This is a genomic window from Streptomyces sp. NPDC092952, from assembly GCF_044754785.1.
GTDB lineage: Bacteria > Actinomycetota > Actinomycetes > Streptomycetales > Streptomycetaceae > Streptomyces.
This window is the reverse complement of record NZ_JBIVPT010000001.1, coordinates 679,195-701,962: the sequence shown is the minus strand read 5'-3', so window position 1 is coordinate 701,962 and position 22,768 is coordinate 679,195. Positions and strand designations below refer to the sequence as shown.

At 71.4% G+C, this 22,768-nt stretch carries 16 protein-coding genes and 1 pseudogene; 12 read left to right on the top strand and 5 right to left on the bottom strand.

From position 1 onward, the window contains the following. The first annotated feature begins 23 nt into the window (after positions 1–23). The 11 genes from nuoE (at position 24) to recQ (ending at position 15,164) form a co-directional block, all read left to right on the top strand. Positions 24–752, top strand: a complete 729-nt coding sequence (gene nuoE, locus ACIQGQ_RS03255; protein WP_402390311.1) for an NADH-quinone oxidoreductase subunit NuoE — start codon at positions 24–26, stop codon at positions 750–752. Continuing rightward, a complete protein-coding gene (nuoF, locus tag ACIQGQ_RS03250; RefSeq protein ID WP_402389940.1) occupies positions 752–2,128 on the top strand; it encodes an NADH-quinone oxidoreductase subunit NuoF in 1,377 nt (458 codons plus the stop codon). Before nuoE ends, nuoF begins: the two co-directional genes overlap by 1 nt. Beyond that, positions 2,125–4,656, top strand: coding sequence for an NADH-quinone oxidoreductase subunit G (locus ACIQGQ_RS03245; RefSeq protein WP_402389937.1), 2,532 nt, complete (start codon positions 2,125–2,127; stop codon positions 4,654–4,656). The genes nuoF and ACIQGQ_RS03245 overlap by 4 nt, the downstream gene beginning before the upstream one ends. After that, the gene (gene nuoH / locus ACIQGQ_RS03240; protein WP_402389935.1) at positions 4,653–6,056 is read left to right on the top strand and encodes an NADH-quinone oxidoreductase subunit NuoH; all 1,404 of its coding nucleotides are present in this window, start codon (positions 4,653–4,655) and stop codon (positions 6,054–6,056) included. The genes ACIQGQ_RS03245 and nuoH overlap by 4 nt, the downstream gene beginning before the upstream one ends. Next, on the top strand, positions 6,049–6,726 hold the full coding sequence (gene nuoI, locus ACIQGQ_RS03235; protein WP_366294892.1) for an NADH-quinone oxidoreductase subunit NuoI: 678 nt from the start codon (positions 6,049–6,051) through the stop codon (positions 6,724–6,726). The genes nuoH and nuoI overlap by 8 nt, the downstream gene beginning before the upstream one ends. Then, positions 6,723–7,550 carry an NADH-quinone oxidoreductase subunit J gene (locus ACIQGQ_RS03230; protein ID WP_402389932.1) on the top strand — a complete coding sequence of 276 codons (828 nt, stop codon included), beginning with the start codon at positions 6,723–6,725 and terminating at the stop codon, positions 7,548–7,550. The genes nuoI and ACIQGQ_RS03230 overlap by 4 nt, the downstream gene beginning before the upstream one ends. Then, positions 7,547–7,846, top strand: coding sequence for an NADH-quinone oxidoreductase subunit NuoK (nuoK, locus tag ACIQGQ_RS03225; RefSeq protein ID WP_352276016.1), 300 nt, complete (start codon positions 7,547–7,549; stop codon positions 7,844–7,846). The genes ACIQGQ_RS03230 and nuoK overlap by 4 nt, the downstream gene beginning before the upstream one ends. Before the next feature lie 14 nt (positions 7,847–7,860). Next, positions 7,861–9,756, top strand: a complete 1,896-nt coding sequence (nuoL, locus tag ACIQGQ_RS03220; protein WP_402389929.1) for an NADH-quinone oxidoreductase subunit L — start codon at positions 7,861–7,863, stop codon at positions 9,754–9,756. A 4-nt stretch (positions 9,757–9,760) separates the two neighbouring features. Further along, positions 9,761–11,332: an NADH-quinone oxidoreductase subunit M gene (locus ACIQGQ_RS03215; RefSeq protein WP_402389927.1), complete on the top strand. Its 1,572-nt coding sequence runs from the start codon at positions 9,761–9,763 to the stop codon at positions 11,330–11,332. After that, complete coding sequence (gene nuoN / locus ACIQGQ_RS03210) at positions 11,329–12,993, top strand: NADH-quinone oxidoreductase subunit NuoN (protein WP_402389924.1); 1,665 nt, start codon at positions 11,329–11,331, stop codon at positions 12,991–12,993. Before ACIQGQ_RS03215 ends, nuoN begins: the two co-directional genes overlap by 4 nt. A gap of 137 nt (positions 12,994–13,130) precedes the next feature. After that, positions 13,131–15,164 carry a DNA helicase RecQ gene (gene recQ / locus ACIQGQ_RS03205; protein ID WP_402389922.1) on the top strand — a complete coding sequence of 678 codons (2,034 nt, stop codon included), beginning with the start codon at positions 13,131–13,133 and terminating at the stop codon, positions 15,162–15,164. Between the two features lie 28 nt (positions 15,165–15,192). Here recQ and ACIQGQ_RS03200 read toward each other — a convergent pair. The 5 genes and pseudogenes from ACIQGQ_RS03200 to ACIQGQ_RS03180 all read right to left on the bottom strand — a co-directional run bounded on the left by ACIQGQ_RS03200 (position 15,193) and on the right by ACIQGQ_RS03180 (position 21,362). Then, positions 15,193–15,710: pseudogene (locus ACIQGQ_RS03200) on the bottom strand (Uma2 family endonuclease). Between the two features lie 129 nt (positions 15,711–15,839). Beyond that, entirely contained in the window at positions 15,840–16,508 is a 669-nt protein-coding gene (locus ACIQGQ_RS03195) for a GPP34 family phosphoprotein (protein WP_402389920.1), read from the bottom strand. Then, positions 16,505–17,734: a fumarylacetoacetase gene (gene fahA / locus ACIQGQ_RS03190; protein ID WP_402389917.1), complete on the bottom strand. Its 1,230-nt coding sequence runs from the start codon at positions 17,732–17,734 to the stop codon at positions 16,505–16,507. The genes ACIQGQ_RS03195 and fahA overlap by 4 nt, the downstream gene beginning before the upstream one ends. Before the next feature lie 124 nt (positions 17,735–17,858). Beyond that, positions 17,859–19,853, bottom strand: coding sequence for a CocE/NonD family hydrolase (locus tag ACIQGQ_RS03185; RefSeq protein ID WP_402389914.1), 1,995 nt, complete (start codon positions 19,851–19,853; stop codon positions 17,859–17,861). Between the two features lie 9 nt (positions 19,854–19,862). Then, positions 19,863–21,362, bottom strand: a complete 1,500-nt coding sequence (locus ACIQGQ_RS03180) for a peptide MFS transporter (RefSeq protein WP_402389912.1) — start codon at positions 21,360–21,362, stop codon at positions 19,863–19,865. 156 nt (positions 21,363–21,518) lie between these two features. On the opposite strand from ACIQGQ_RS03180, the gene ACIQGQ_RS03175 reads away from it, so the two are divergent. Continuing rightward, on the top strand, positions 21,519–22,529 hold the full coding sequence (locus ACIQGQ_RS03175; RefSeq protein ID WP_402389910.1) for a polyprenyl synthetase family protein: 1,011 nt from the start codon (positions 21,519–21,521) through the stop codon (positions 22,527–22,529). Positions 22,530–22,768 lie beyond the last annotated feature (239 nt).

Genomic DNA, 22,768 nt, shown 5'->3' with positions numbered 1-22,768 from the left:
CACCCAAGGAAGTCAGTCTGGGGATGCCGCAGCTCCCCGCCCCCGCCTACCCGGCCGAGGTGCGCGCCAGGCTCGAAGCGGACGCGAAGGAGGTGATCGCCCGCTACCCCGGCAGCCGCTCCGCCCTGCTGCCCCTGCTCCACCTGGTGCAGTCCGAGGAGGGCTACGTCTCCCGTACGGGCATGGCGTTCTGCGCCGACATGCTCGACCTCACCACCGCCGAGGTCACCGCCGTCGCCACCTTCTACACGATGTACCGGCGCCGCCCCAGCGGCGACTACCAGGTCGGCGTCTGCACCAACACGCTGTGCGCGGTGATGGGCGGCGACGCCATCTTCGAACGGCTCCAGGAGCACCTCGGCGTCGGCGACGACGGTGCGGACATGACCACGGTCGACGGGAAGATCACCCTCGAACACATCGAGTGCAACGCGGCCTGCGACTTCGCCCCCGTGGTGATGGTCAACTGGGAGTTCTTCGACAACCAGACGCCCGAGAGCGCGACCCGACTGGTCGACGACCTCATCGCCGGGCGCGCCGTCGAACCCACCCGCGGCGCCCCGGTCTGCTCGTACAAGGAGACCGCCCGCATCCTGGCCGGATTCCCCGACGAGCGCCCCGGCGCTGTCGAGGCCACCGGCGGCGCGGGCCCCGCCTCGCTGGTCGGCCTCCGGCTCGCCAAGGGCGAGGAGCCGCACGCGCGCGTCGTCGCCCCGCGCGGTGAACGCCCGACCGACGAGGAGGGGGAGTGATGACGTTGACGACCGAACTCGACGACAACGGCGGCGGGAACGGGGACAGCCCCGAGAAGCTCCTCGCCCCCGTCCTCTCCGCGTTCTGGGACGCACCCGAGTCCTGGACGCTGGAGACCTACCGGCGCCACGACGGGTACGAGGGGCTGCGCAAGGCCCTCGCCATGACGCCGGACGACCTCATCGCCTACGTCAAGGACTCCGGCCTGCGCGGCCGGGGCGGCGCGGGCTTCCCCACCGGGATGAAGTGGCAGTTCATCCCCCAGGGCGACGGCAAGCCGCACTACCTGGTGGTCAACGCCGACGAGTCGGAGCCGGGCACCTGCAAGGACATCCCGCTCCTCTTCGCCAACCCGCACAGCCTCATCGAGGGCATCGTGATCGCCTGCTACGCGATCCGCTCCTCGCACGCCTTCATCTACCTGCGCGGCGAGGTCGTCCCCGTACTGCGCAGGCTCCACGAAGCCGTGCGCGAGGCGTACGCGGCGGGCTACCTCGGCAAGGACGTGCTGGGCTCCGGGCTCGACCTGGAACTCACCGTGCACGCGGGCGCCGGCGCGTACATCTGCGGTGAGGAGACCGCACTGCTCGACTCGCTGGAAGGACGACGCGGCCAGCCCCGGCTGCGGCCCCCCTTCCCCGCCGTCGAAGGCCTGTACGCCTGCCCCACCGTGGTGAACAACGTCGAGTCCATCGCCTCGGTTCCCGCGATCCTGAACCGGGGCAAGGACTGGTTCCGGTCGATGGGCAGCGAGAAGTCCCCCGGCTTCACCCTGTACTCGCTCAGCGGGCACGTCGCGACCCCCGGCCAGTACGAGGCGCCGCTCGGCATCACGCTGCGCCAGCTGCTCGACATGAGCGGCGGCATGCGCCCCGGCCACCGGCTGAAGTTCTGGACCCCGGGCGGCTCGTCCACCCCGATGTTCACCGACGAACACCTCGACGTACCGCTCGACTACGAGGGCGTCGGCGCCGCCGGATCCATGCTCGGCACCAAGGCGCTCCAGTGCTTCGACGAGACCACCTGCGTCGTACGCGCCGTCACCCGCTGGACCGAGTTCTACGCCCACGAGTCCTGCGGCAAGTGCACACCCTGCCGCGAGGGCACGTACTGGCTCGTCCAGCTGCTCCGCGACATCGAGGCCGGCAAGGGACGGATGTCCGACCTCGACAAGCTCAACGACATCGCGGACAACATCAACGGCAAGTCCTTCTGCGCCCTCGGCGACGGCGCCGCCTCGCCGATCTTCTCCTCGCTGAAGTACTTCCGCGAGGAGTACGAGCAGCACATCACGGGCAAGGGCTGCCCCTTCGATCCCGCCCGGTCCACCGCCTGGGCCGACGACAAGAACGCTCACCAGGGGGTGAACGCATGACAGTCACCACGAGTGCGCCCTCCGGGGGCGGCGAGGCGGCGATCCCGCCCGAGGACCTCGTCACGCTGACCATCGACGGCATCGAGATCAGCGTGCCCAAGGGCACCCTGGTCATCCGGGCCGCCGAACTCCTCGGCATCGAGATCCCGCGCTTCTGCGACCACCCGCTCCTCGACCCGGCCGGCGCCTGCCGCCAGTGCATCGTCGAGGTCGAGGGCCAGCGCAAGCCGATGGCGTCCTGCACCATCACCTGCACCGAGGGCATGGTGGTCAAGTCGCAGCTCACCTCGCCCGTCGCCGACAAGGCCCAGAAGGGTGTGATGGAGCTTCTGCTCATCAACCACCCGCTGGACTGCCCGGTCTGCGACAAGGGCGGCGAGTGCCCGCTGCAGAACCAGGCGATGTCGCACGGCGAGGCCGACTCCCGCTTCGAGGGGAAGAAGCGGACGTACGAGAAGCCCGTCCCGATCTCCACCCAGGTGCTGCTGGACCGCGAGCGGTGCGTGCTCTGCGCGCGCTGCACCCGGTTCTCCAACCAGGTGGCGGGCGACCCGATGATCGAGCTGATCGAGCGCGGCGCGCTCCAGCAGGTCGGCATCGGCGAGGGCGACCCCTTCGAGTCGTACTTCTCCGGGAACACCATCCAGATCTGCCCGGTCGGCGCGCTGACCTCGTCGGCGTACCGGTTCCGCTCCCGCCCCTTCGACCTGGTCTCCTCGCCGTCGGTCTGCGAGCACTGCTCGGGCGGCTGCGCCACCCGAACCGACCACCGGCGCGGCAAGGTCATGCGGCGGCTCGCCGCCAACGACCCCGAGGTCAATGAGGAGTGGGTCTGCGACAAGGGCCGCTTCGGCTTCCGCTACGCCCAGCAGCGCGACCGGCTCACCACCCCGCTGGTCCGCAACGCCGAGGGCGTCCTGGAACCGGCGAGCTGGCCCGAGGCGCTGGCCGCCGCCGCGACCGGACTGGCCGCCGCCCGCGGCCGCACGGGCGTGCTCACCGGCGGCCGGCTGACCGTCGAGGACGCCTACGCGTACAGCAAGTTCGCCCGGGTCGCCCTGGACACCAACGACATCGACTTCCGGGCCCGCGTGCACAGCGGCGAGGAGGCCGACTTCCTGGCCGCCCGGGTCGCCGGCCGCGGCCGGGACCTCGACAACACGGGCGTCACGTACGGCTCGCTGGAGAAGGCGCCGGCGGTGCTGCTCGTCGGCTTCGAGTCGGAGGAGGAGGCCCCCGGCGTCTTCCTGCGGCTGCGCAAGGCCCACCGCAAGCACCAGCAGCGCACGTACGCGATCGCCTCGCACGCCACCCGGGGCCTCACCAAGGCCGGCGGCACGCTGCTGCCCGCCGCCCCCGGCACCGAGACCGAGTGGCTGGACGCCATCGCGGGCGGCGTCGGACTCGACGGCGAGGGCGCGGCGGCCGCCGAGGCCCTGCACGCCGAGGGCTCCGTGATCGTGGTCGGCGAGCGGCTGGCCGGAGTGCCGGGCGGGTTCACCGCCGCGCTGCGGACGGCCACCGCGACCGGGGCGGCGCTGGTGTGGATCCCGCGCCGGGCCGGGGAACGCGGTGCGGTGGAGGCGGGCGCGCTCCCGTCGCTGCTGCCCGGCGGCCGTCCGGCAACCGACCCGCGGGCCCGCGGCGAGGTGGCCTCCGTCTGGGGCGTCGGCGAACTCCCCGCCCGCTTCGGCCGCGACACCGGCCAGATCATCGAGGCCGCCGCCACCGGCGAACTGGCCGCGCTGCTGGTCGCCGGGGTCGGGACCGAGGACCTGCCGGACCCGGCCCGCGCCCTGGAGGCCCTGGACCGGGTCGGATTCCTGGTCTCGCTGGAGCTGCGGCCGAGCGAGGTCACCGACCGCGCCGACGTGGTGCTCCCGGTGGCCGCGGTGGCCGAGAAGCCCGGCACGTTCCTCAACTGGGAGGGCCGGGTGCGGATGTTCGACGCCGCGCTGAAGCCCGAGCAGATGACCCGGACGCTCGCCCCGGCCGACGCCCGGGTGCTGCACATGCTGGCCGACGCGATGGCCCGTACCGGGAACGTGGCGGCCGCCGCCCGCTTCGCGCTGCCCGACCTGAAGTCCGTACGCCGCGAGCTGGACCGGTTCGGCGGCTGGACCGGGGCGCACGGCGCCGAGCCGAACGAGGCGGCCCGCCCGCTGCCCCGGCCCGGCGACGGCGAGGCCGTCCTCGCGGGCCACCGGATGCTGCTCGACCTGGGCCGGCTCCAGGAGGGCGACGAGGCGCTGGCCGGTACCCGGCACGCCGCGGTCGCCCGGCTCTCCCCGGCCACCGCCGCCGAGACCGGGGTGAAGGACGGCGACCTGCTGGCCGTCACCGGGCCGACAGGCAGCGTCACCTTCCCGCTGCGGGTCACCGACATGCCGGACCGGGTGGTCTGGGTGCCGCTGAACTCCGCCGGGCGGGGCGTGCCGGCCGACACCGGTGCCCTCCCCGGCGGCCTGGTCCGGATCGGCCCCGCCACGCCGGGGACCCCCGACGTCACACCGGAGGTGGGGGCGTGAGCGCCTTCGCGCAACTGGCCGCGGCACCGCACAGCGTCGTGCTCGCCGCCGAGGACCTGTCGATGTTCGGCACCGACCCGTGGTGGCTCGTCGTCATCAAGGCGGTGTTCTGCTTCGCGTTCCTGATGGTGACCGTGCTCTTCTCGATCGTGTGGGAGCGCAAGGTCGTCGCCTGGATGCAGCTGCGCATCGGCCCCAACCGGCACGGTCCCTGGGGCATGCTCCAGTCGCTCGCCGACGGCATCAAGCTGATGCTGAAGGAGGACGTGATCGTCAAGCGCGCGGACAAGGTGGTCTACGTCCTCGCGCCGATCATCGCCGCCATCCCGGCGTTCATGGCGATCGCGGTCATCCCCTTCGGCCCGTCCGGCAACGAGGTCTCGATCTTCGGGCACCGCACCACGATGCAGCTCACCGACCTGCCGATCGCGATGCTCTACATCCTCGCGGTCGCCTCGGTCGGTATCTACGGCATCGTCCTGGCCGGCTGGTCGTCCGGATCGACGTACCCGCTCCTGGGCGGTCTGCGCTCCTGCGCCCAGATGATCAGCTACGAGATCGCGATGGGCGCCGCGTTCGCCTCGGTCTTCCTCTACTCCGGGTCGATGTCGACCTCGAAGATCGTGGAGGCGCAGCAGGACCGGTGGTTCATCCTCCTGCTGCCGGTCTCGTTCATCATCTACATCGTCACGATGGTCGGTGAGACCAACCGGGCCCCGTTCGACATGCCGGAGTCCGAGGGCGACCTGGTCGGCGGCTTCAACACCGAGTACTCGTCCATCAAGTTCGCGATGTTCATGCTCGCCGAGTACGTCAACATGGTCACCGTCTCCGCCGTCTCCACCACCCTGTTCCTGGGCGGCTGGCGGGCCCCGTACCCGATCAGTACCTTCTGGGAGGGCGCGAACCACGGCTGGTGGCCGATGCTCTGGTTCGTCATCAAGGTCCAGCTGCTGCTCTTCTTCTTCATCTGGCTGCGCGGCACGCTGCCCCGGGTCCGCTACGACCAGCTGATGAAGCTCGGCTGGAAGGTCCTCATCCCGGTCTCGGTGGTCTGGCTGATGCTGGTCGCCACCGTGCGGGCGCTGCGCAACGAGGGCTACGACTTCTCGGGGATCGTGCTGTACGTGGCCGGGGCGGTGCTCGCGATCCTGCTGCTCTCCTTCGTCGCCGACCTCTTCCGCGACAAGAAGGAGCGGGCCGCCGACGCGGCCGCCGGACCGGAGCCGGCCTTCGACCCGATGGCGGGCGGGTTCCCGGTGCCGCCACTGCCCGGACAGACCCTGCCGCCGGTGCCGCGCCGCAGGCCGCGGGGCGAGCGGGAGCTCGTTGTCAGTGGCGGGTCGGATACTCAGAGTGACGGAAACGCGAGTGACGGAAAGGAGGCCGACGGTGTCTGAGTCGCCCAACTCCCCGGGGACTCCGGGGTCCGAGGGATCCTCGGGATCCTCCGGGTCCTCCGGAGAGAAGTTCCTGAACCCCGTCGCCGGCTTCGGCGTGACCTTCAAGGCCATGTTCAAGAAGCGGCTGACCGAGCAGTATCCGGAGACGCCGAAGGTGACGGCGCCGCGCTTCCACGGCCGGCACCAGCTCAACCGCCACCCGGACGGGCTGGAGAAGTGCGTCGGCTGCGAGCTGTGCGCCTGGGCCTGCCCGGCCGACGCGATCTACGTCGAGGGCGCGGACAACACCGACGAGGAGCGCTACTCCCCGGGTGAGCGCTACGGCCGCGTCTACCAGATCAACTACGCCCGCTGCATCCTGTGCGGACTGTGCATCGAGGCCTGCCCGACCCGGGCGCTGACGATGACCAACGAGTTCGAGCTGGCCAACACCACCCGCGAGAGCCTCATCTACACCAAGGACGAGCTGCTCGCGGGCCTGGAGGAGGGCATGGTCGACACTCCGCACGCGATCTTCCCGGGGATGGACGAGCAGGACTACTACCGGGGCCTGGTCACCGAGGCCGCCCCCGGTACGGAGCGCCAGACCGCCGTCTCCAAGGGCGAGAAGCCGGGCGACGACGCCCACCACGGGAACAACGGCTCGGCGCAGGGGGTGGGCGCATGACCGCCCTGGCCGCCGCGGCCTCCCAGACCTCGACCGGCGAGGCCGTCCAGTTCTGGGTGCTCGCCGTCGTCGCCGTGATCGGCGCGCTGTCCACCATCCTCATGAAGAAGGCCGTGCACAGCGCGCTGAGCCTCGCCGGGACCATGATCGTCCTGGCGGTGTTCTACCTCGCCAACGGCGCCTACTTCCTGGGCATCGTCCAGATCGTCGTCTACACCGGCGCGATCATGATGCTCTTCCTCTTCGTGGTCATGCTGGTCGGCGTCACCGCCGCCGACTCGCTGAAGGAGACCCTGAAGGGCCAGCGCTGGCTGGCCGCGGGCTGCGGGCTCGGCTTCGGGGCCCTGCTGATCGCGGGCATCGGCAACGCCTCGCTGAGCAGCTTCAACGGGCTCGGCACCGCCAACACCGAGCACGGCGGAAACGTGGAGGGGCTGGCCAGCCTCATCTTCACCAAGTACGTCTTCGCCTTCGAGATCACCGGCGCCCTGCTGATCACGGCGACGGTCGGCGCGATGGTGCTCACCCACCGGGAGCGCACCGAGCGCGCGAAGACCCAGCGCGAGCTGTCCGAGCAGCGGGTGCGCGGTACGCAGCTCCCGCCGCTGCCCGCCCCCGGCGTCTACGCCCGGCACAACGCGGTGGACATCCCGGGTCTGCTCCCCGACGGCACGCCCTCCGAGCTCACCGTCATGGGCACCCTGCGCGACCGCGGCCAGATCCGCGACGTGTCGCACGAATCGCTGGACCGGCTCAGGGCGCTGGAGCAGCGCTCCGAGGAGCGGCTCGGCCGGGACAACGAAGAAGAGGAGGTCGCCAAGTGAATCCGGTCAACTACCTCTATCTCGCTGCCCTGCTGTTCACCATCGGTGCGGCCGGTGTGCTGATCCGGCGGAACGCGATCGTGCTGTTCATGTGCGTGGAGCTGATGCTCAACGCCTGCAACCTCGCGTTCGTGACCTTCTCCCGGATGCACGGCAATCTCGACGGCCAGATCATCGCCTTCTTCACGATGGTCGTCGCCGCCGCGGAGGTCGTGGTCGGGCTCGCGATCATCGTGTCGGTGTTCCGTTCCCGCCACTCGGCCTCGGTCGACGACGCCAGCCTGATGAAGCTGTAAGGGGACGTTGAATCGTGGAGAACCTGATCGCGCTGCTCGTGGCGGCGCCCCTGCTCGGAGCGGCGGTCCTGCTCTGCGGCGGACGACGGCTGGACCGCGCCGGGCACTGGCTCGGCACCCTGCTCGCCGCCGCCTCCTTCGTCATCGGCGTCGTGCTCTTCCTCGACATGCTCGGGAAGGGCGCGGAGGACCGGGCCCTGCACCAGAAGCTGTTCAGCTGGGTACCGGTCGAGGGCTTCCAGGCCGACGTGGCCTTCCAGCTCGACCAGCTGTCGATGACGTTCGTCCTGCTGATCACCGGTGTGGGCACCCTGATCCACATCTACTCGATCGGCTACATGGAGCACGACGAACGCCGCCGTCGCTTCTTCGCCTATCTGAACCTGTTCCTCGCGGCGATGCTCCTGCTGGTCCTCGCCGACAACTACCTGCTGCTGTACGCCGGGTGGGAGGGCGTCGGTCTGGCGTCGTACCTGCTCATCGGCTTCTGGCAGCACAAGCCCAGCGCGGCCACCGCCGCCAAGAAGGCGTTCCTGGTCAACCGGGTCGGCGACATGGGCCTGTCGATCGCGATCATGCTGATGTTCACCACCTTCGGCACCTTCGCCTTCGGACCGGTCCTCGGAGCGACCGGGGAGACGAGCGAGGGCAAGCTGACGGCGATCGGCCTGATGCTGCTCCTCGCGGCCTGCGGCAAGTCGGCCCAGGTGCCGCTCCAGTCCTGGCTCGGTGACGCGATGGAGGGCCCGACCCCGGTCTCGGCCCTCATCCACGCCGCGACCATGGTCACCGCGGGCGTCTACCTGATCGTCCGTTCCGGCGCGATCTTCAACGGGGCGCCGGACGCCCAGCTGGTCGTCGTGGTCGTCGGCGCGGTCACCCTGCTCTTCGGGGCGATCGTCGGTTGCGCGAAGGACGACATCAAGAAGGCCCTCGCCGGCTCGACGATGTCGCAGATCGGCTACATGATCCTGGCCGCCGGGCTCGGCCCGATCGGCTACGTCTTCGCCATCATGCACCTGGTGACGCACGGCTTCTTCAAGGCCGGGCTCTTCCTCGGCGCCGGCTCGGTCATGCACGGCATGAACGACGAGGTCGACATGCGGAAGTTCGGCGGCCTGCGGAAGTACATGCCGGTCACCTTCATCACCTTCGGCCTCGGCTATCTGGCGATCATCGGCTTCCCCGGCCTGTCCGGCTTCTTCTCCAAGGACAAGATCATCGAGGCGGCGTTCGCCAAGGGCGGCACCGAGGGCTGGATCCTCGGCTCGGTGGCCCTGCTGGGCGCCGCGATCACCGCGTTCTACATGACGCGCGTGATGCTGATGACGTTCTTCGGCGAGAAGCGCTGGCAGCCCGACGCGGACGGCAACGAGCCGCACCCGCACGAGTCCCCGAAGTCGATGACCATCCCCATGATCGTCCTCGCCTTCGGCTCGGTCTTCGCCGGCGGGCTGTTCTCCATCGGCGACCGCTTCCTGAACTGGCTGGAGCCGGTCACCCAGCACAGCCACGGACACGCGCCCATCAGCGCCACGACGGTCACCGCCGCCACCATGGTGGTCCTCGTCGTCGGCGTCGCCCTCGCCTGGGCGATGTACGGACGCAAGCCCGTGCCGGTCACCGCCCCGCGCGGCTCGCTGCTCACCCGGGCCGCCCGCCGCGACCTCCTCCAGGACGACTTCAACCACGTGGTCCTGGTCCGCGGCGGCGAGCACCTCACCCGCTCCCTGGTCTACGTCGACCACACCCTGGTCGACGGCGTCGTCAACGGCACGGCGGCCTCGATGGGCGGCCTCTCCGGCCGGCTGCGCAAGCTGCAGAACGGCTACGCCCGCTCCTACGCGGTCTCGATGTTCGGCGGTACGGCGGTCCTCATCGCCGTGACCCTGCTGATGAGGGCGGTCTGATCACATGTCCTTTCCCCTCCTGACAGCGACCGCGGCGCTCCCGGCGATCGGGGCGGTCGCCACCGCCGCCGTCCCGGCCGCGAAGCGCACCGCCGCCAAATGGACGGCGCTGGTCTTCGCCCTGGCCACGCTCGTCCTGGCGGGCCTCGCGCTCGCCCGCTTCGAGCCCGGCGGCGAGCGCTATCAGCTCACCGAATCACACGCCTGGATCAAGGACTTCGGCGTCCGCTACGAACTGGGCGTCGACGGCATCGGCATCGCGCTCATGGCGCTCACCGCCCTGCTGATCCCCTTCGTCATCCTGGCCGGCTGGCACGACGCCGACCCCCTGGAGACGAAGTCGTCCCGCTGGCGCCCGACCCAGGGCTTCTTCGCCCTGATCCTGATGGTCGAGGCGATGGTGATCCTCTCCTTCGAGGCCACCGACGTCTTCCTCTTCTACATCCTCTTCGAGGCCATGCTCATCCCGATGTACTTCCTCATCGGTGGCTTCGGGGACCGGGCGCACTCCGGGAGCGACGAGAACGCGGCGGCGCAGCGCTCGTACGCCGCGGTCAAGTTCCTCCTCTACAACCTGGCCGGCGGGCTCATCATGCTGGCCGCCGTGATCGGCCTCTACGTCGTCGCGGGGACGTTCTCGCTCTCCGAGATCGCCGAGGCCCGCGCCAACGGCTCGCTCTCCATGGCGACCGGCACCGAGCGCTGGCTCTTCCTCGGGTTCTTCTTCGCCTTCGCGGTGAAGGCGCCGCTGTGGCCGCTGCACACCTGGCTGCCCAACGCGATGGGCGAGGCGACCTCCCCGGTCGCCGTCCTGATCACCGCGGTCGTCGACAAGGTCGGCACCTTCGCGATGCTCCGCTTCTGCCTCCAGCTCTTCCCGGAGGCCAGCAAGTGGGCGACGCCGGTGATCGTCGTCCTGGCGCTGATCAGCATCGTCTACGGGGCGCTGCTCGCCGTCGGCCAGCGCGACATCAAGCGCCTGATCGCCTACGCGTCGATCTCGCACTTCGGCTTCATCATCCTGGGCATCTTCGCGATGACCAGCCAGGGCCAGTCCGGCGCCACGCTCTACATGGTCAACCACGGGATCTCGACCGCCGCGCTGATGCTGGTGGCGGGCTTCCTGATCACCCGGCGCGGCTCCCGGCTCATCGCCGACTACGGCGGGGTCCAGAAGGTGGCGCCGATCCTGGCCGGCACCTTCCTGATCGGCGGTCTGGCGACCCTGTCGCTGCCCGGACTCGCCCCGTTCGTCAGCGAGTTCCTGGTCCTGGTCGGCGCGTTCAGCGCCTACCCGGCGGCGGGCATCGTCGCCACCACCGGCATCGTGCTCGCCGCGCTCTACGTGCTCGTCCTCTACCAGCGGACGATGACGGGCCCGGTGAAGGCCGAGGTCCAGGGCATGGCGGACCTCAAGGTCCGGGAGCTGGCGGTGGTCGTCCCGCTGATCGCGCTGCTGCTCTTCCTGGGTGTCTATCCGAAACCGCTGACCGAGATCGTCAACCCGGCGGTGCAGCACACCATGTCGGACGTCCAGAAGAAGGACCCCCAGCCTGAGGTGGAGGCCGCCAAGTGAGCGCAACAGCTGTCCACGGTCTGTGGACGACGGCGGGCGGGGTGACGGCGGCCGCCCCCGTCGAGAGGTTCAAGGCGCCGGTCATCGAGTACACCCAGCTCATGCCGGTCCTCATCGTGATCGGTGTCGCCGTGGTGGGCGTGCTCGTCGAGGCGTTCGTGCCGCGCCGGGCCCGCTACTACACGCAGGTCTTCCTCACGGTCGTCGCGCTGGCCGCCGCGTTCGCCGCGGTGGTCGGCCTGGCGGCCAGTGGCTACGCGACGACGAAGGCGCACATCGCCGCGATGGGCGCCATCGCGATCGACGGGCCGACGCTCTTCCTGCAGGGCACCATCCTGCTGACCTCGCTGGTCGCCGTCTTCACCTTCGCCGAGCGCAGGCTCGACCCCGCCGCGCACGGCAACCACGTCGACTCCTTCGCCGCCCAGGCCGCCTCGGTCCCCGGCAGCGACAGCGAGAAGGCCGCGGTCAAGGCCGGGTTCACCACCACCGAGGTCTTCCCGCTGGTGCTGTTCTCGGTGGCCGGGATGCTGGTCTTCCCGGCCGCCAACGACCTGCTGACGCTCTTCGTGGCCCTGGAGGTCTTCTCCCTCCCGCTCTACCTGCTCTGCGCCGTCGCCCGCCGCAAGCGGCTGATGTCGCAGGAGGCCGCGGTGAAGTACTTCCTGCTCGGCGCGTTCTCCTCGGCGTTCCTGCTCTTCGGGATCGCCCTGCTCTACGGGTACGCGGGCTCCGTCTCGTACGCCCGGATCGCCCAGGTCGTCGACGGCTCGGTCACCCAGATCGACCCGGCGCTCGCCGCCACCATGGGCAACGACGCGCTGCTGCTGATCGGCGGCGCGATGATCCTCACCGGCCTGCTCTTCAAGGTCGGCGCCGTGCCGTTCCACATGTGGACCCCGGACGTCTACCAGGGCGCCCCGACCCCGGTCACCGGCTTCATGGCCGCGGCCACCAAGGTCGCCGCGTTCGGCGCGCTGCTGCGGCTGCTGTACGTGGTGCTGCCGGGCCTCGCCTGGGACTGGCGCCCGGTGATGTGGGCCGTCGCGATCGTCACGATGCTGGGCGGGGCGATCGTCGCGATCACCCAGACCGACATCAAGCGGCTGCTGGCCTACTCCTCGATCGCGCACGCCGGGTTCATCCTCGCCGGTGTGATCGCGACGACCCCGGACGGCATCTCGTCGGTCCTCTTCTACCTCGGCGCGTACTCCTTCGTGACGGTCGGCGCCTTCGCCGTCGTCACCCTGGTGCGCGACGCGGGCGGCGAGGCCACGCACCTGTCGAAGTGGGCCGGGCTCGGCCGCCGCTCGCCGCTGGTCGCGGCGGTCTTCGCGGTGTTCCTGCTGGCCTTCGCCGGTATCCCGCTCACCTCCGGCTTCTCCGGGAAGTTCGCCGTGTTCAAGGCGGCGGCGGACGGCGGCGCGGGCGGACTGGTCGTGGTCGGTGTGATCTCCTCGGCGATCGCCGCGTTCTTCTACATCCGGGTCATCGTGCTGATGTTCTTCAGCGAGCCGAAGGCGGACGGCCCCACGGTCGCCGTCCCGTCGCCGCTGACGATGACGACGATCGGGGTGGGCGTCGCGGTCACGCTGGTGCTGGGCCTGGCCCCGCAGTACTTCCTGGACCTGGCGAGCCAGGCGGGGATCTTCGTGCGGTAGCGCACCGCGCACACCACGGAACAGCGCCGGACGGGCCTTGCCGAGTCAAGCCCGTCCGGCGCTGTCGTAAGCGGCGCCTATCGTGGCAGGGAGACGGCAACACGGAGCAGGGCAGAGCGATGGGCGCGGGCGGAACGATGGATGTGACCGAGAGCGACGCACGGCGGACGCTGCACAAGGTGTTCGGCTACGAGGCGTTCCGCGGTGAGCAGGAAGCGATCGTCGACCATGTGGTGGCCGGCGGCGACGCCGTCGTGCTCATGCCCACGGGCGGCGGCAAGTCCCTCTGCTACCAGATCCCGGCCCTGGTCAGATCCGGTACGGGTGTGGTGGTCTCCCCGCTGATCGCCCTCATGCAGGACCAGGTCGACGCGTTGCGGGCGCTCGGCGTGCGCGCCGGGTTCGTCAACTCGACGCAGGACTTCGACGAGCGCCGCTCGATGGAGGCGCAGTTCCTCGCCGGTGAGCTGGACCTGCTCTACCTGGCCCCGGAGCGGCTCCGGCTCGACTCCACGCTCGACCTGCTCTCGCGCGGCGAGGTCTCCGTCTTCGCGGTCGACGAGGCGCACTGCGTCGCCCAGTGGGGCCACGACTTCCGCCCCGACTACCTGGCCCTCTCGGTCCTCGGCGAGCGCTGGCCCGACGTACCGCGCATCGCGCTGACCGCGACGGCCACCGACGCCACGCACCAGGAGATCACCCGGCGCCTCGGCATGCCCGACGCCAAGCACTTCGTCGCCAGCTTCGACCGGCCCAACATCCAGTACCGGATCGTGGCCAAGGCCGACCCGAAGAAGCAGCTGCTCACCTTCCTCAAGGAGGAGCACGCCGGGGACGCGGGCATCGTGTACTGCCTCTCGCGCAATTCGACGGAGAAGACCGCCGAGTACCTCTCCCGCAACGGCGTCGAGGCCGTCCCGTACCACGCGGGTCTCGACGCGGGGACCCGTGCCGCCCACCAGTCCCGGTTCCTGCGCGAGGAGGGCCTGGTCGTCGTCGCGACGATCGCCTTCGGCATGGGCATCGACAAGCCGGACGTACGGTTCGTCGCCCACCTCGACCTGCCGAAGTCGGTCGAGGGCTACTACCAGGAGACCGGCCGCGCCGGCCGCGACGGGCAGCCGTCCACGGCCTGGATGGCGTACGGCCTCCAGGACGTGGTCCAGCAGCGCAAGCTCATCCAGGGCGGCGAGGGCGACGAGGCGTTCCGCCGCCGTGCCGCCTCCCACCTCGACGCGATGCTGGCCCTGTGCGAGACGGTCCGCTGCCGCCGGGCGCAGCTGCTGACGTACTTCGGCCAGGTGCCCACCACGACGGACTGCGGCAACTGCGACACCTGCCTGACCCCGCCGGAGAGCTGGGACGGCACGGTGGCCGCGCAGAAGCTGCTGTCGACGGTGGTGCGGCTGAAGCGGGAGCGCGGGCAGAAGTTCGGCGCGGGCCAGATCATCGACATCCTGCTCGGCCGCCGCACCGCGAAGGTCATTCAGTTCGACCACGACCAGCTCTCCGTCTTCGGCATCGGCGACGAGCTGGGCGAGGCCGAATGGCGCGGCACCGTACGGCAGTTGCTCGCGCAAGGGCTGCTCGCCGTCGAGGGCGAGTACGGGACGCTGGTGCTGACCGAGGAGAGCGGCTCGGTCCTCGGGCGGCAGCGCGAGGTCCTGCTGCGCAAGGAGGCGCCGAAGCCCGCGTCCCGGTCCACCAAGGCCGAGCGCAGGACGAAGTCGCAGGCGGCGGCCGCCGCCGAGCTGTTCCCGGAGGCCGTTCCGGTCTTCGAGGCGTTGCGGGCCTGGCGCGCGGTCCGGGCGAAGGAGCAGGGCGTCCCGGCGTACGTCATCTTCCACGACGCGACCCTGCGCGAGATCGCCGCGGCCCGGCCGGACTCGGTCGCCGCGCTGGGCGGCATCAGCGGCCTGGGCGAGAAGAAGCTGGCGACGTACGGGGAGGGCGTGCTGGAGGTCCTGGCGGAGTTCGGTGGGGCGGCGCCCCAGGAGTCCCCGGCGGCGCCGGCAGCCCCGGAGCCCCAGGAGACCCCCGAGCCCCGGACGCCCGAGGCGCCCCCGGCGGCCCAGGAACCCGCCCCGGCCCCGGCGCCCCGTGCCCAGGCCCAGGCGCCCTACGACGACGCGGAGTTCGGCTGGGACGAGGAGCCGCCCGAGTACGAGTGAGGAAGCGGGCCGGGCGGCGGGTGGTGCGTCACCGCTCCGCCGCCCGGCGCCGCGAGGTGATCTCCGTGAGGTCGAGATCGACGGGGAAGGGGGCGGAGACCTTCATCCGGTCGTGGAAGATTCCGGTGGGGGTGTAGGCCCCGGTCGACGGCTCCAGCTCGAAGACGTGGACCACGGCCCGGTCGTCGTGGTTCTCCACCCGCCAGGAGCACGCTGTCCGCGGGGAAGCGGGTCCGGCCCAGGCCCTGGACGATCTCGCCGTCCACGACGACCACATCGGGCTCGGGCCGGTTGTAGCCGGTCGATGTCGATGGTGAACTCGCGCACGACTTCGTACGCGTAGGGCGCCAGCGCCTGCAGCCGGAAGCTGAACAGGTCGACCGCTCGCATGTGGAAGACGGTCTGCGGAGGCCGGAACGCGAGACTACCGTCGATCAGCTCCGTGTGCGGAGGCAGATTCGGGAGTGTGTCCAGGTCATCGGCGGTCCAGCCGCCCACGGGCGGAACCGCCCACCGCGGCTCGTCGGCCTCGGGGCCGACGCTCATCGGTGCTCCCATGGCGTGGAGTCTCACGGGGCTTTTCGGCGTATCCGCCGGGAACGGGACACGGCTCCCCCGGACGTGTGAACGCCTGGTGCGGGGCTGACCAGGGGTTTTCCAGGGGAGCCGGGTCCGTCAGTCGTCGCTGGAGGTGTTGTTCGAGGCGAAGGACGGGACGCGGGGGGACGACCGGTCCCGGCGGACGTTGTGGTGGACGGCGCTGGCGGCCCAGTCGTCGTCGATCAGGCCGTGCAGCGTCCAGCCGGCCCGCAGCCCGCCCCGCCCCACCTCGGACGCCAGGCCGACCGCCGCGACCAGGGCGGCCAGCGCCCGGCCGCGCGGTTCCGGGAAGCCCGCGGCCTGCGCGGCGGCGAAGCGGTCCCGGACCGCGAGCGGCAGGCCCGGGTCCTCGGCCAGGTGGCGGTGGAACGGCAGCAGGCCCAGCAGGCGGCCGGTCTCCCGGCGCAGCACCGAGCGGCGCACCAGATGCTCCAGGCAGAGCTCCCCGGTGTACTGCCCGGCCTGGCGCACCCAGCCCCGTGCGCCGAGTCCGTGCGCCCGCGGGGTCGCCAGGCTGTCCAGCACCTGCCCGAGGAAGGGGTCCCCGGGAGCGGGCAGACCGGTCACCCCGACCCGGCCGCGCTCCTCGGTGATCCGCCCCTGGAGCTCCAGCTCCCGCAGGGCCGCGCCGGCCGTCCCGTACTCCAGGGACCGGGCGCGGCACAGCGGCCGGCCGCGCAGCGGGTGGAGGGCGAGCAGCAGCAGTTCCTCGGGGAGCGTGAGCTCCGGAGCGGGCTGGGTCATGACGCGGGGACGATTCGGCCCGTGACCTCGCCGATGCCGATCCGGGTGGAGTCCGGCCCCGGCGCCCAGGCGGTCAGCGTCACCGTGTCGCCGTCCTCCAGGAAGGTGCGCTTGCCGTTCGTGAGCTCCAGCGGCTCGGTGCCGTTCCAGGTCAGCTCCAGCAGGGAGCCGCGCTGTCCGGGCTCGGCGCCGCTGACCGTGCCGGAGCCGTACAGGTCGCCGGTGCGCAGCGAGGCGCCGTTCACCGTCATCTGGGCCAGCATCTGGGCGGCCGTCCAGTACATCGTGGAGAACGGCGGCTCCGCGACCGTCTCGCCGTTGATCGCGACGGAGATCCGCAGGTCGAGGCCGCCGGGCTCGTCCGCGTCGGCGTCCTCCAGGTAGGGCAGGAGCGGGAGGTCGCGGGCCGGGGGTGCGATCCGGGCCGCCTCCAGGGCCTCCAGCGGGGTCACCCAGGCCGACACGGAGGTGGCGAAGGACTTGCCGAGGAACGGGCCGAGCGGGACGTACTCCCACGCCTGGATGTCCCGCGCCGACCAGTCGTTGAGCAGGCAGAGCCCGAAGACGTGGTCCCGGAAGGAGCCCAGCGGGACCGGGGTGCCCTGCGCGGAGCCGACGCCGACGACGAAGCCGACCTCGGCCTCGATGTCCAGCTTGACGGAGGGGCCGAAGACCGGGGCCGGGTCGGCCGGGGCCTTGCGCTGGCCGGACGGGCGGACCACGTCCGTGCCCGAGACGACGACGGTGCCGGAACGGCCGTGGTAGCCGATCGGCAGGTGCTTCCAGTTCGGCGTCAGCGCCTCGGCGTTCGGGCGGAAGATCTTCCCGACGTTGGTGGCGTGGTTCTCGCTCGCGTAGAAGTCGACGTAGTCGCCCACCCGGTACGGCAGGTGGAGCGTCACGGCGTCCAGCGGGTGGAGCAGCGGCTCGATGTCCGCGCGGTGCGCCGGGACGGTGACCCAGGCGGTGAGGGCCCGCCGGACGTCCCGCCAGGCGGTGCGGCCCGCCGCCAGCAGGGCGGTCAGGTCGGGCTGCGCGAGGAGGCGCGCGTAGGGCGAGCCGAGCGCGTGGGCCGCGGCCCCGGCGTCCAGGACGTGGTCGCCGATGCGGACGCCGACCCGGCGGTCCTCGGGGTGGTCGGGGGTGGAGAACACACCGTAGGGAAGGTTGTGCGGGCCGAAGGGGTCGCCCTCGGCCAGATCGAGCGGGCTGCTCTGCTCGGGCATGTGTTGCTGCCTCGCTTTCCAGGTCGCTTGGGGGACACGTTACGTCGGCGCCGCCCCGTCGCGGGAGTGTCCCAACTGGGGCCGATGCCCGGAAAGTTCCACGGTGTCCGGGCACCGGCCCGGCTCACCCCGCCGTGCGCGGGACGCGCCGCTCCCAGGTGCGGTGGAAGACGACCTCGCCGCCCTCCGTGCAGACGACCTCGTCGGAGGTGACGAAGTCGGCGGCGTCCGCGGTGATCTCCGAGCGGGTCTCGATCCGTACGTCCCAGGCCAGTTCGGGCCGGTGCAGCCGGATCGTCCAGTCGGAGCGGGTGCGGGCGGAGAGCGGGTCGTCCTCCTGGATCGTGTACGTCTCCAGCGCGTCCTCGGTGAACTCCAGGCCGTCCGGGTAGACCCGGGTGCCGCCGTAGCGGGGGTCGACCTCCAGCCGCCACTCGCCCTTGGCGACGTCCCGGACCACCAGCCGCTCCGGGCGCTGCTCGTCGAGGGTCGCCGGGTACACCACGCCCAGCGGCTCCGACTGCTCCGGCTCCCCGAACCGGATCTCCGGCTCCCCGGCGGCGCGGCGCACCGGCAGCTCGACCCGGCTGCCGTCGGCGTCGAGGGTGAAGCCCACCGAGCCGGCCTGCGGCCAGATCCACGGCCAGTACGCGGAGGAGACGGCGAGCCGGATGCGGTGGCCGGGCGGGAAGGTGTGCCCGATCCCGTTCAGCTCGAAGGTGACGTCCTCGGTGGCGCCGGGCGGCCACTCCACCACCCGGTCGCGGCCGTGCCGGGCGGACAGGTTCAGCGCGCCCCGGGTGACCAGGGTGGAGGAGCCGTCCGGCGCCACGTCGCAGAGCCGGGCGATCGCCTGGCCGCGCGGTACGTCCATCCGGATGCGCAGCGTCACCCGGGGGCGGCCGAGGATCTCGATCGGGGCGCCCTCGACGGGGAACTCGAAGCAGACCGACTTGGCGTCCTCGTCGCGCTGGTCGGGCGGCAGGTCGGCGTCGTTGCCGAACGGGAAGAAGCGTCCGGCGTCCAGCCCGGTGCGCTGCGGCGAGTCGACGGTCTGCGGGCCGCCGCCCAGCGCGTACGCGACGGGGGAGACGTTCGGGGACGGCCAGGCGTCGTCCCCGACCCAGCGCCCCGGCAGCGTCTCGTAGACCGTGGCGGGGCGGTGCGAGGCGCTGATCCAGGACCGCAGCAGCGGCTCGGCCATCACGCCGGTGTCCTCGTCCTTCAGGTGCTGGTCCCACCAGCGCAGCGTCTCCTGGAGGAAGCCGATCGACGGCCCCGGCGGCAGCCCCCGGTCCGGGTACTGGTGCGACCAGGGCCCGATCAGCCCGCGCACCCGGTCCGGCGGAAGGTGCTCGACGAGCCGGAGCACGGTGTCGCGGTACGGGTCGTGCCAGCCGCCCACCGCGAGGACCTTCGCCCGGATCGCGGAGTAGTCCTCGCAGACGCTGCCGTGCTTCCAGTACGCGTCGCGGGTCTGGTGGGCCAGCCAGGTGTGGATGAACGGCTCGACCTTCTCCAGCCGCTCCAGCCACATGTCCTTCCAGCCCGCGCCGACGTGCGCCGGGTCCGGCGGGCGGGAGACGAAGGCCAGCATGGTGGCCGCCCAGGCGTGCATGTCGACGCCGAGGACCGAGCCGCCCATGTAGTGGACGTCGTTGTCGTAGCGGTCGTCGGTGGAGCAGACGGTGACGACCGCCTTCAGCGGCTCGGGGGCCAGCGCGGCGATCTGGAGCGAGTTGAAGCCGCCCCAGGAGATGCCGAACATGCCGACCCGGCCCGAGCACCACTCCTGCTCGGCCAGCCAGTGGACGACGGCCACGCCGTCCGCCAGCTCCGTCGCGTCGTACTCGTCGCCCGGCATCCCCTCGCTGTTGCCGTGGCCGCGCACGTCGACGCGGACGGAGGCGTAGCCGTGGCCCGCGTACCAGGGGTGGCGCTGCCAGTCGCGCGGCGCCGTCCAGTCGGTCAGCCGGTACGGCAGGTACTCCAGGAGCGCGGGCACCGGCTCCTCGGTGACCGGGCGCCAGACCCGGGCGTACAGCAGGGTGCCGTCCGGCAGCGGGATGCGGACGTCCTCACGGACGGTCTCGTAGGGGAACGTGGTGCGGATGTGCATGGTGGTACCTCAGTGGACGGGGTGCATGGTGCGCCTGAGCCAGGGGGCGGCGGCGACGACGGCCAGGCCGCCCACCACCGCGATCGCGCCGTTGACGCCGAAGTAGACGGGGTTGGAGACCTCGCCGTACACCTTCACGACCTGGGCCTGGATGCCGTTGGCGAGGGCCAGCGAGAGGAACCAGAGCGCCATCGTCTGGCTGGTGAACGCCTTGGGGGCGAGCTTGGTGGTCGCGGACATGCCGGAGGTCTCCAGCAGGATGTCGCCGAGGCCGAGCAGCAGGTAGGAGCCGACGATCCACCAGGCGGCCATCTTGTACGTGTCGCCGGTGTGGCCCGAGGTGGGCAGGACCATCAGCAGGAACGACAGCCCGCCGAGGATCACCCCGATCGCGATCTTGTTGGAGGCGTGCGGCTGGCGCGGCCCCATCCGCGCCCAGACGGCGGCGACCACCGGGGCGAGCGCCACCTCGAAGGCGCCGAGCGCGGAGGCGTACCAGCTCGCCGGGAAGTGGAAGCCGAGGATCTCGGTGCGGGCGTTGGTCGACGCGAGCAGCATCATCGTCGAGTACGCCTGGAACAGGATGAAGTTGAAGACCACCGAGGCCAGGAAGAGCACCACGTACGGGCGCAGCCTGCCGCGCTCCTCGGCCGTGACCCGGGGGCTGCGGAACATCACCGCGAAGTACACCACCGGCGCGATCACCGAGATCAGGGTGAGCAGGTCGACGAGGCGGCCCATGGTGAGCCACCCCGCCAGGGCCAGGACGGTGGCGAGGACGGCGACGGCCACGGCCCCCGCCGCGATGAGCCGTACGGCCCGCCGCATCGCCTCCGGGGCAAGGGCGAATTCGGCCGTGTGCTTTCGCCCGGCCAGGTGACGGCGGCCCAGCACGTACTGGATCAGGCCGAGGGTCATGCCGAAGGCGGCGGCCGAGAAGCCCCAGTGCCAGCTCGCGTGGTCGCCGAGCCAGCCGGTGACCAGCGGGCCGAGGAACGCGCCGATGTTGATGCCCATGTAGTAGAGCGCGAACCCGGCGTCCCGGCGCTCGTCGTCGGTGCGGTAGAGCTTGCCGACCATGGTGGCCACATTGGGCTTGAGCAGGCCCGTTCCCGCGCTGATCAGCCCGAGGCCGGTCCAGGTCATCGCGTCGGTGGGCACCGCCATGGCGTAGTGCCCGCAGGCGATGAGGATGCCTCCGTACAGCACCGCGCGGTACGAGCCGAGCATCCGGTCGGCCAGCCAGCCGCCCGCCACGGACACCAGGTAGACCAGCGTGCCGTAGGCGGCCGAGACCGAGGCCGCGGTGCCGGGCGACATGCCCATGCCGCCGCGGGACACCGTGTCGGCGAAGTAGAGGACCAGAATCGCCTGCATGCCCAGGAACGAGAACCGCTCCCAGACCTCCAGGCCCGACAGGGTCATCAGACCCCGTGGCTGGCCGAAAAAGGCATGGTCGTCCGTGCGGGGCGGTCTGGTCGGCTGAGTGTCGGATGCCGTGGGGGACAAAGGGAGAACTCCTGATCGTATGAGCTGATCCCGAACATACCGGCGGTGGCGGGAAGGCGCCCACGGTGATCCAAAGGGGACCGGATACGCTGACTTGAGTGATGGCAGCGACACATCGACATTCCGTGTGATCGTCAGCAGACAGGAGAACCCCTCGTGACCGTCGTCGGGCCGTTCGGGCTGAGCGTGCGGGACCAGGCGCTTGAGGCCGGTGTCCAGGCCGGATTGGCCGCTGTCGAGTCCGGGCTGCTCGATGCCACCAAGAGCAGCGTGCCCTTCATCACGGAGGCCGCGCAGCATCTCGTCCGCGCCGGGGGCAAGCGCTTCCGGCCGCTGCTCGGGATACTGGCCGCCCAGTTCGGCGACCCGGACGCGCCGGGCGTGGTGCCCGCCGCCGTGGTCGTCGAGCTGACGCACCTCGCGACGCTGTACCACGACGACGTGATGGACGAGGCGGACGTGCGCCGCGGCGTGCCCAGCGCCAACACCCGCTGGGGCAACTCGGTGGCCGTGCTGACCGGCGACTTCCTCTTCTCCCGGGCCTCGCACATACTGGCCGACCTCGGCCCGGAGGCCGTGCGCGTCCAGGCGGAGGCGTTCGAGCGGCTGGTCACCGGCCAGATCCTGGAGACCGCCGGCCCGGCCGAGGGCGCCGACCCGGTGGAGCACTACCTGGAGGTGCTGCGCGGCAAGACCGGCTCGCTGATCGCGGTGGCCTGCCGCTTCGGCGCGATGACGGCCGGTGCGGACGATGCGGCGGTCGACGTGCTGACCCAGTACGGGGAGCGGCTCGGCGTCGCCTTCCAGCTCGCCGACGACGTGCTCGACATCGCCTCCGACTCCCACGAGTCCGGGAAGACCCCGGGCACCGACCTCCGCGAGGGCATCCCGACGCTGCCCGTGCTCCATCTGCGGGCCCGCGCCGCGGCCGAGGGCAGGCCCGAGGACGTGGAGCTCGTCGAGCTGCTCGACGGCGACCTCGCCGACGACGCCCGGCACGCCGAGGCGCTGCGCAGGCTGCGTGCCCACCCGGCGCTGGAGCAGGCCAGGCGGGACACCGTGCGGTACGCGGAGGAGGCGCGCGCCACGCTGGCGCCGCTGCCCGACGGCTACGCGAAGGCCGCGCTGTACGAGCTGTGCGACGCGGTGGTCCACCGCGCGGGCTAGGGGGTGTCTGACAAATGCCTGCGGCGTCGCGGGGTCCGGCACGCACGCTCGCGGCGTTGCCGAACCGCCCACGTGGCTCCGCCACGCAGACGCCCCGGCGCCTTGCGACCGCACGCACCGGACCCCGCTCCTTCACCCGCACTCATTCATCAGACACCCCCCAGGGGGATCACGGCCGGGGCCCCTGAGCCCCCGTCACCCTCTTGCGGGGTCCCTGCGGCCGGTGGGGTGTCAGGGAC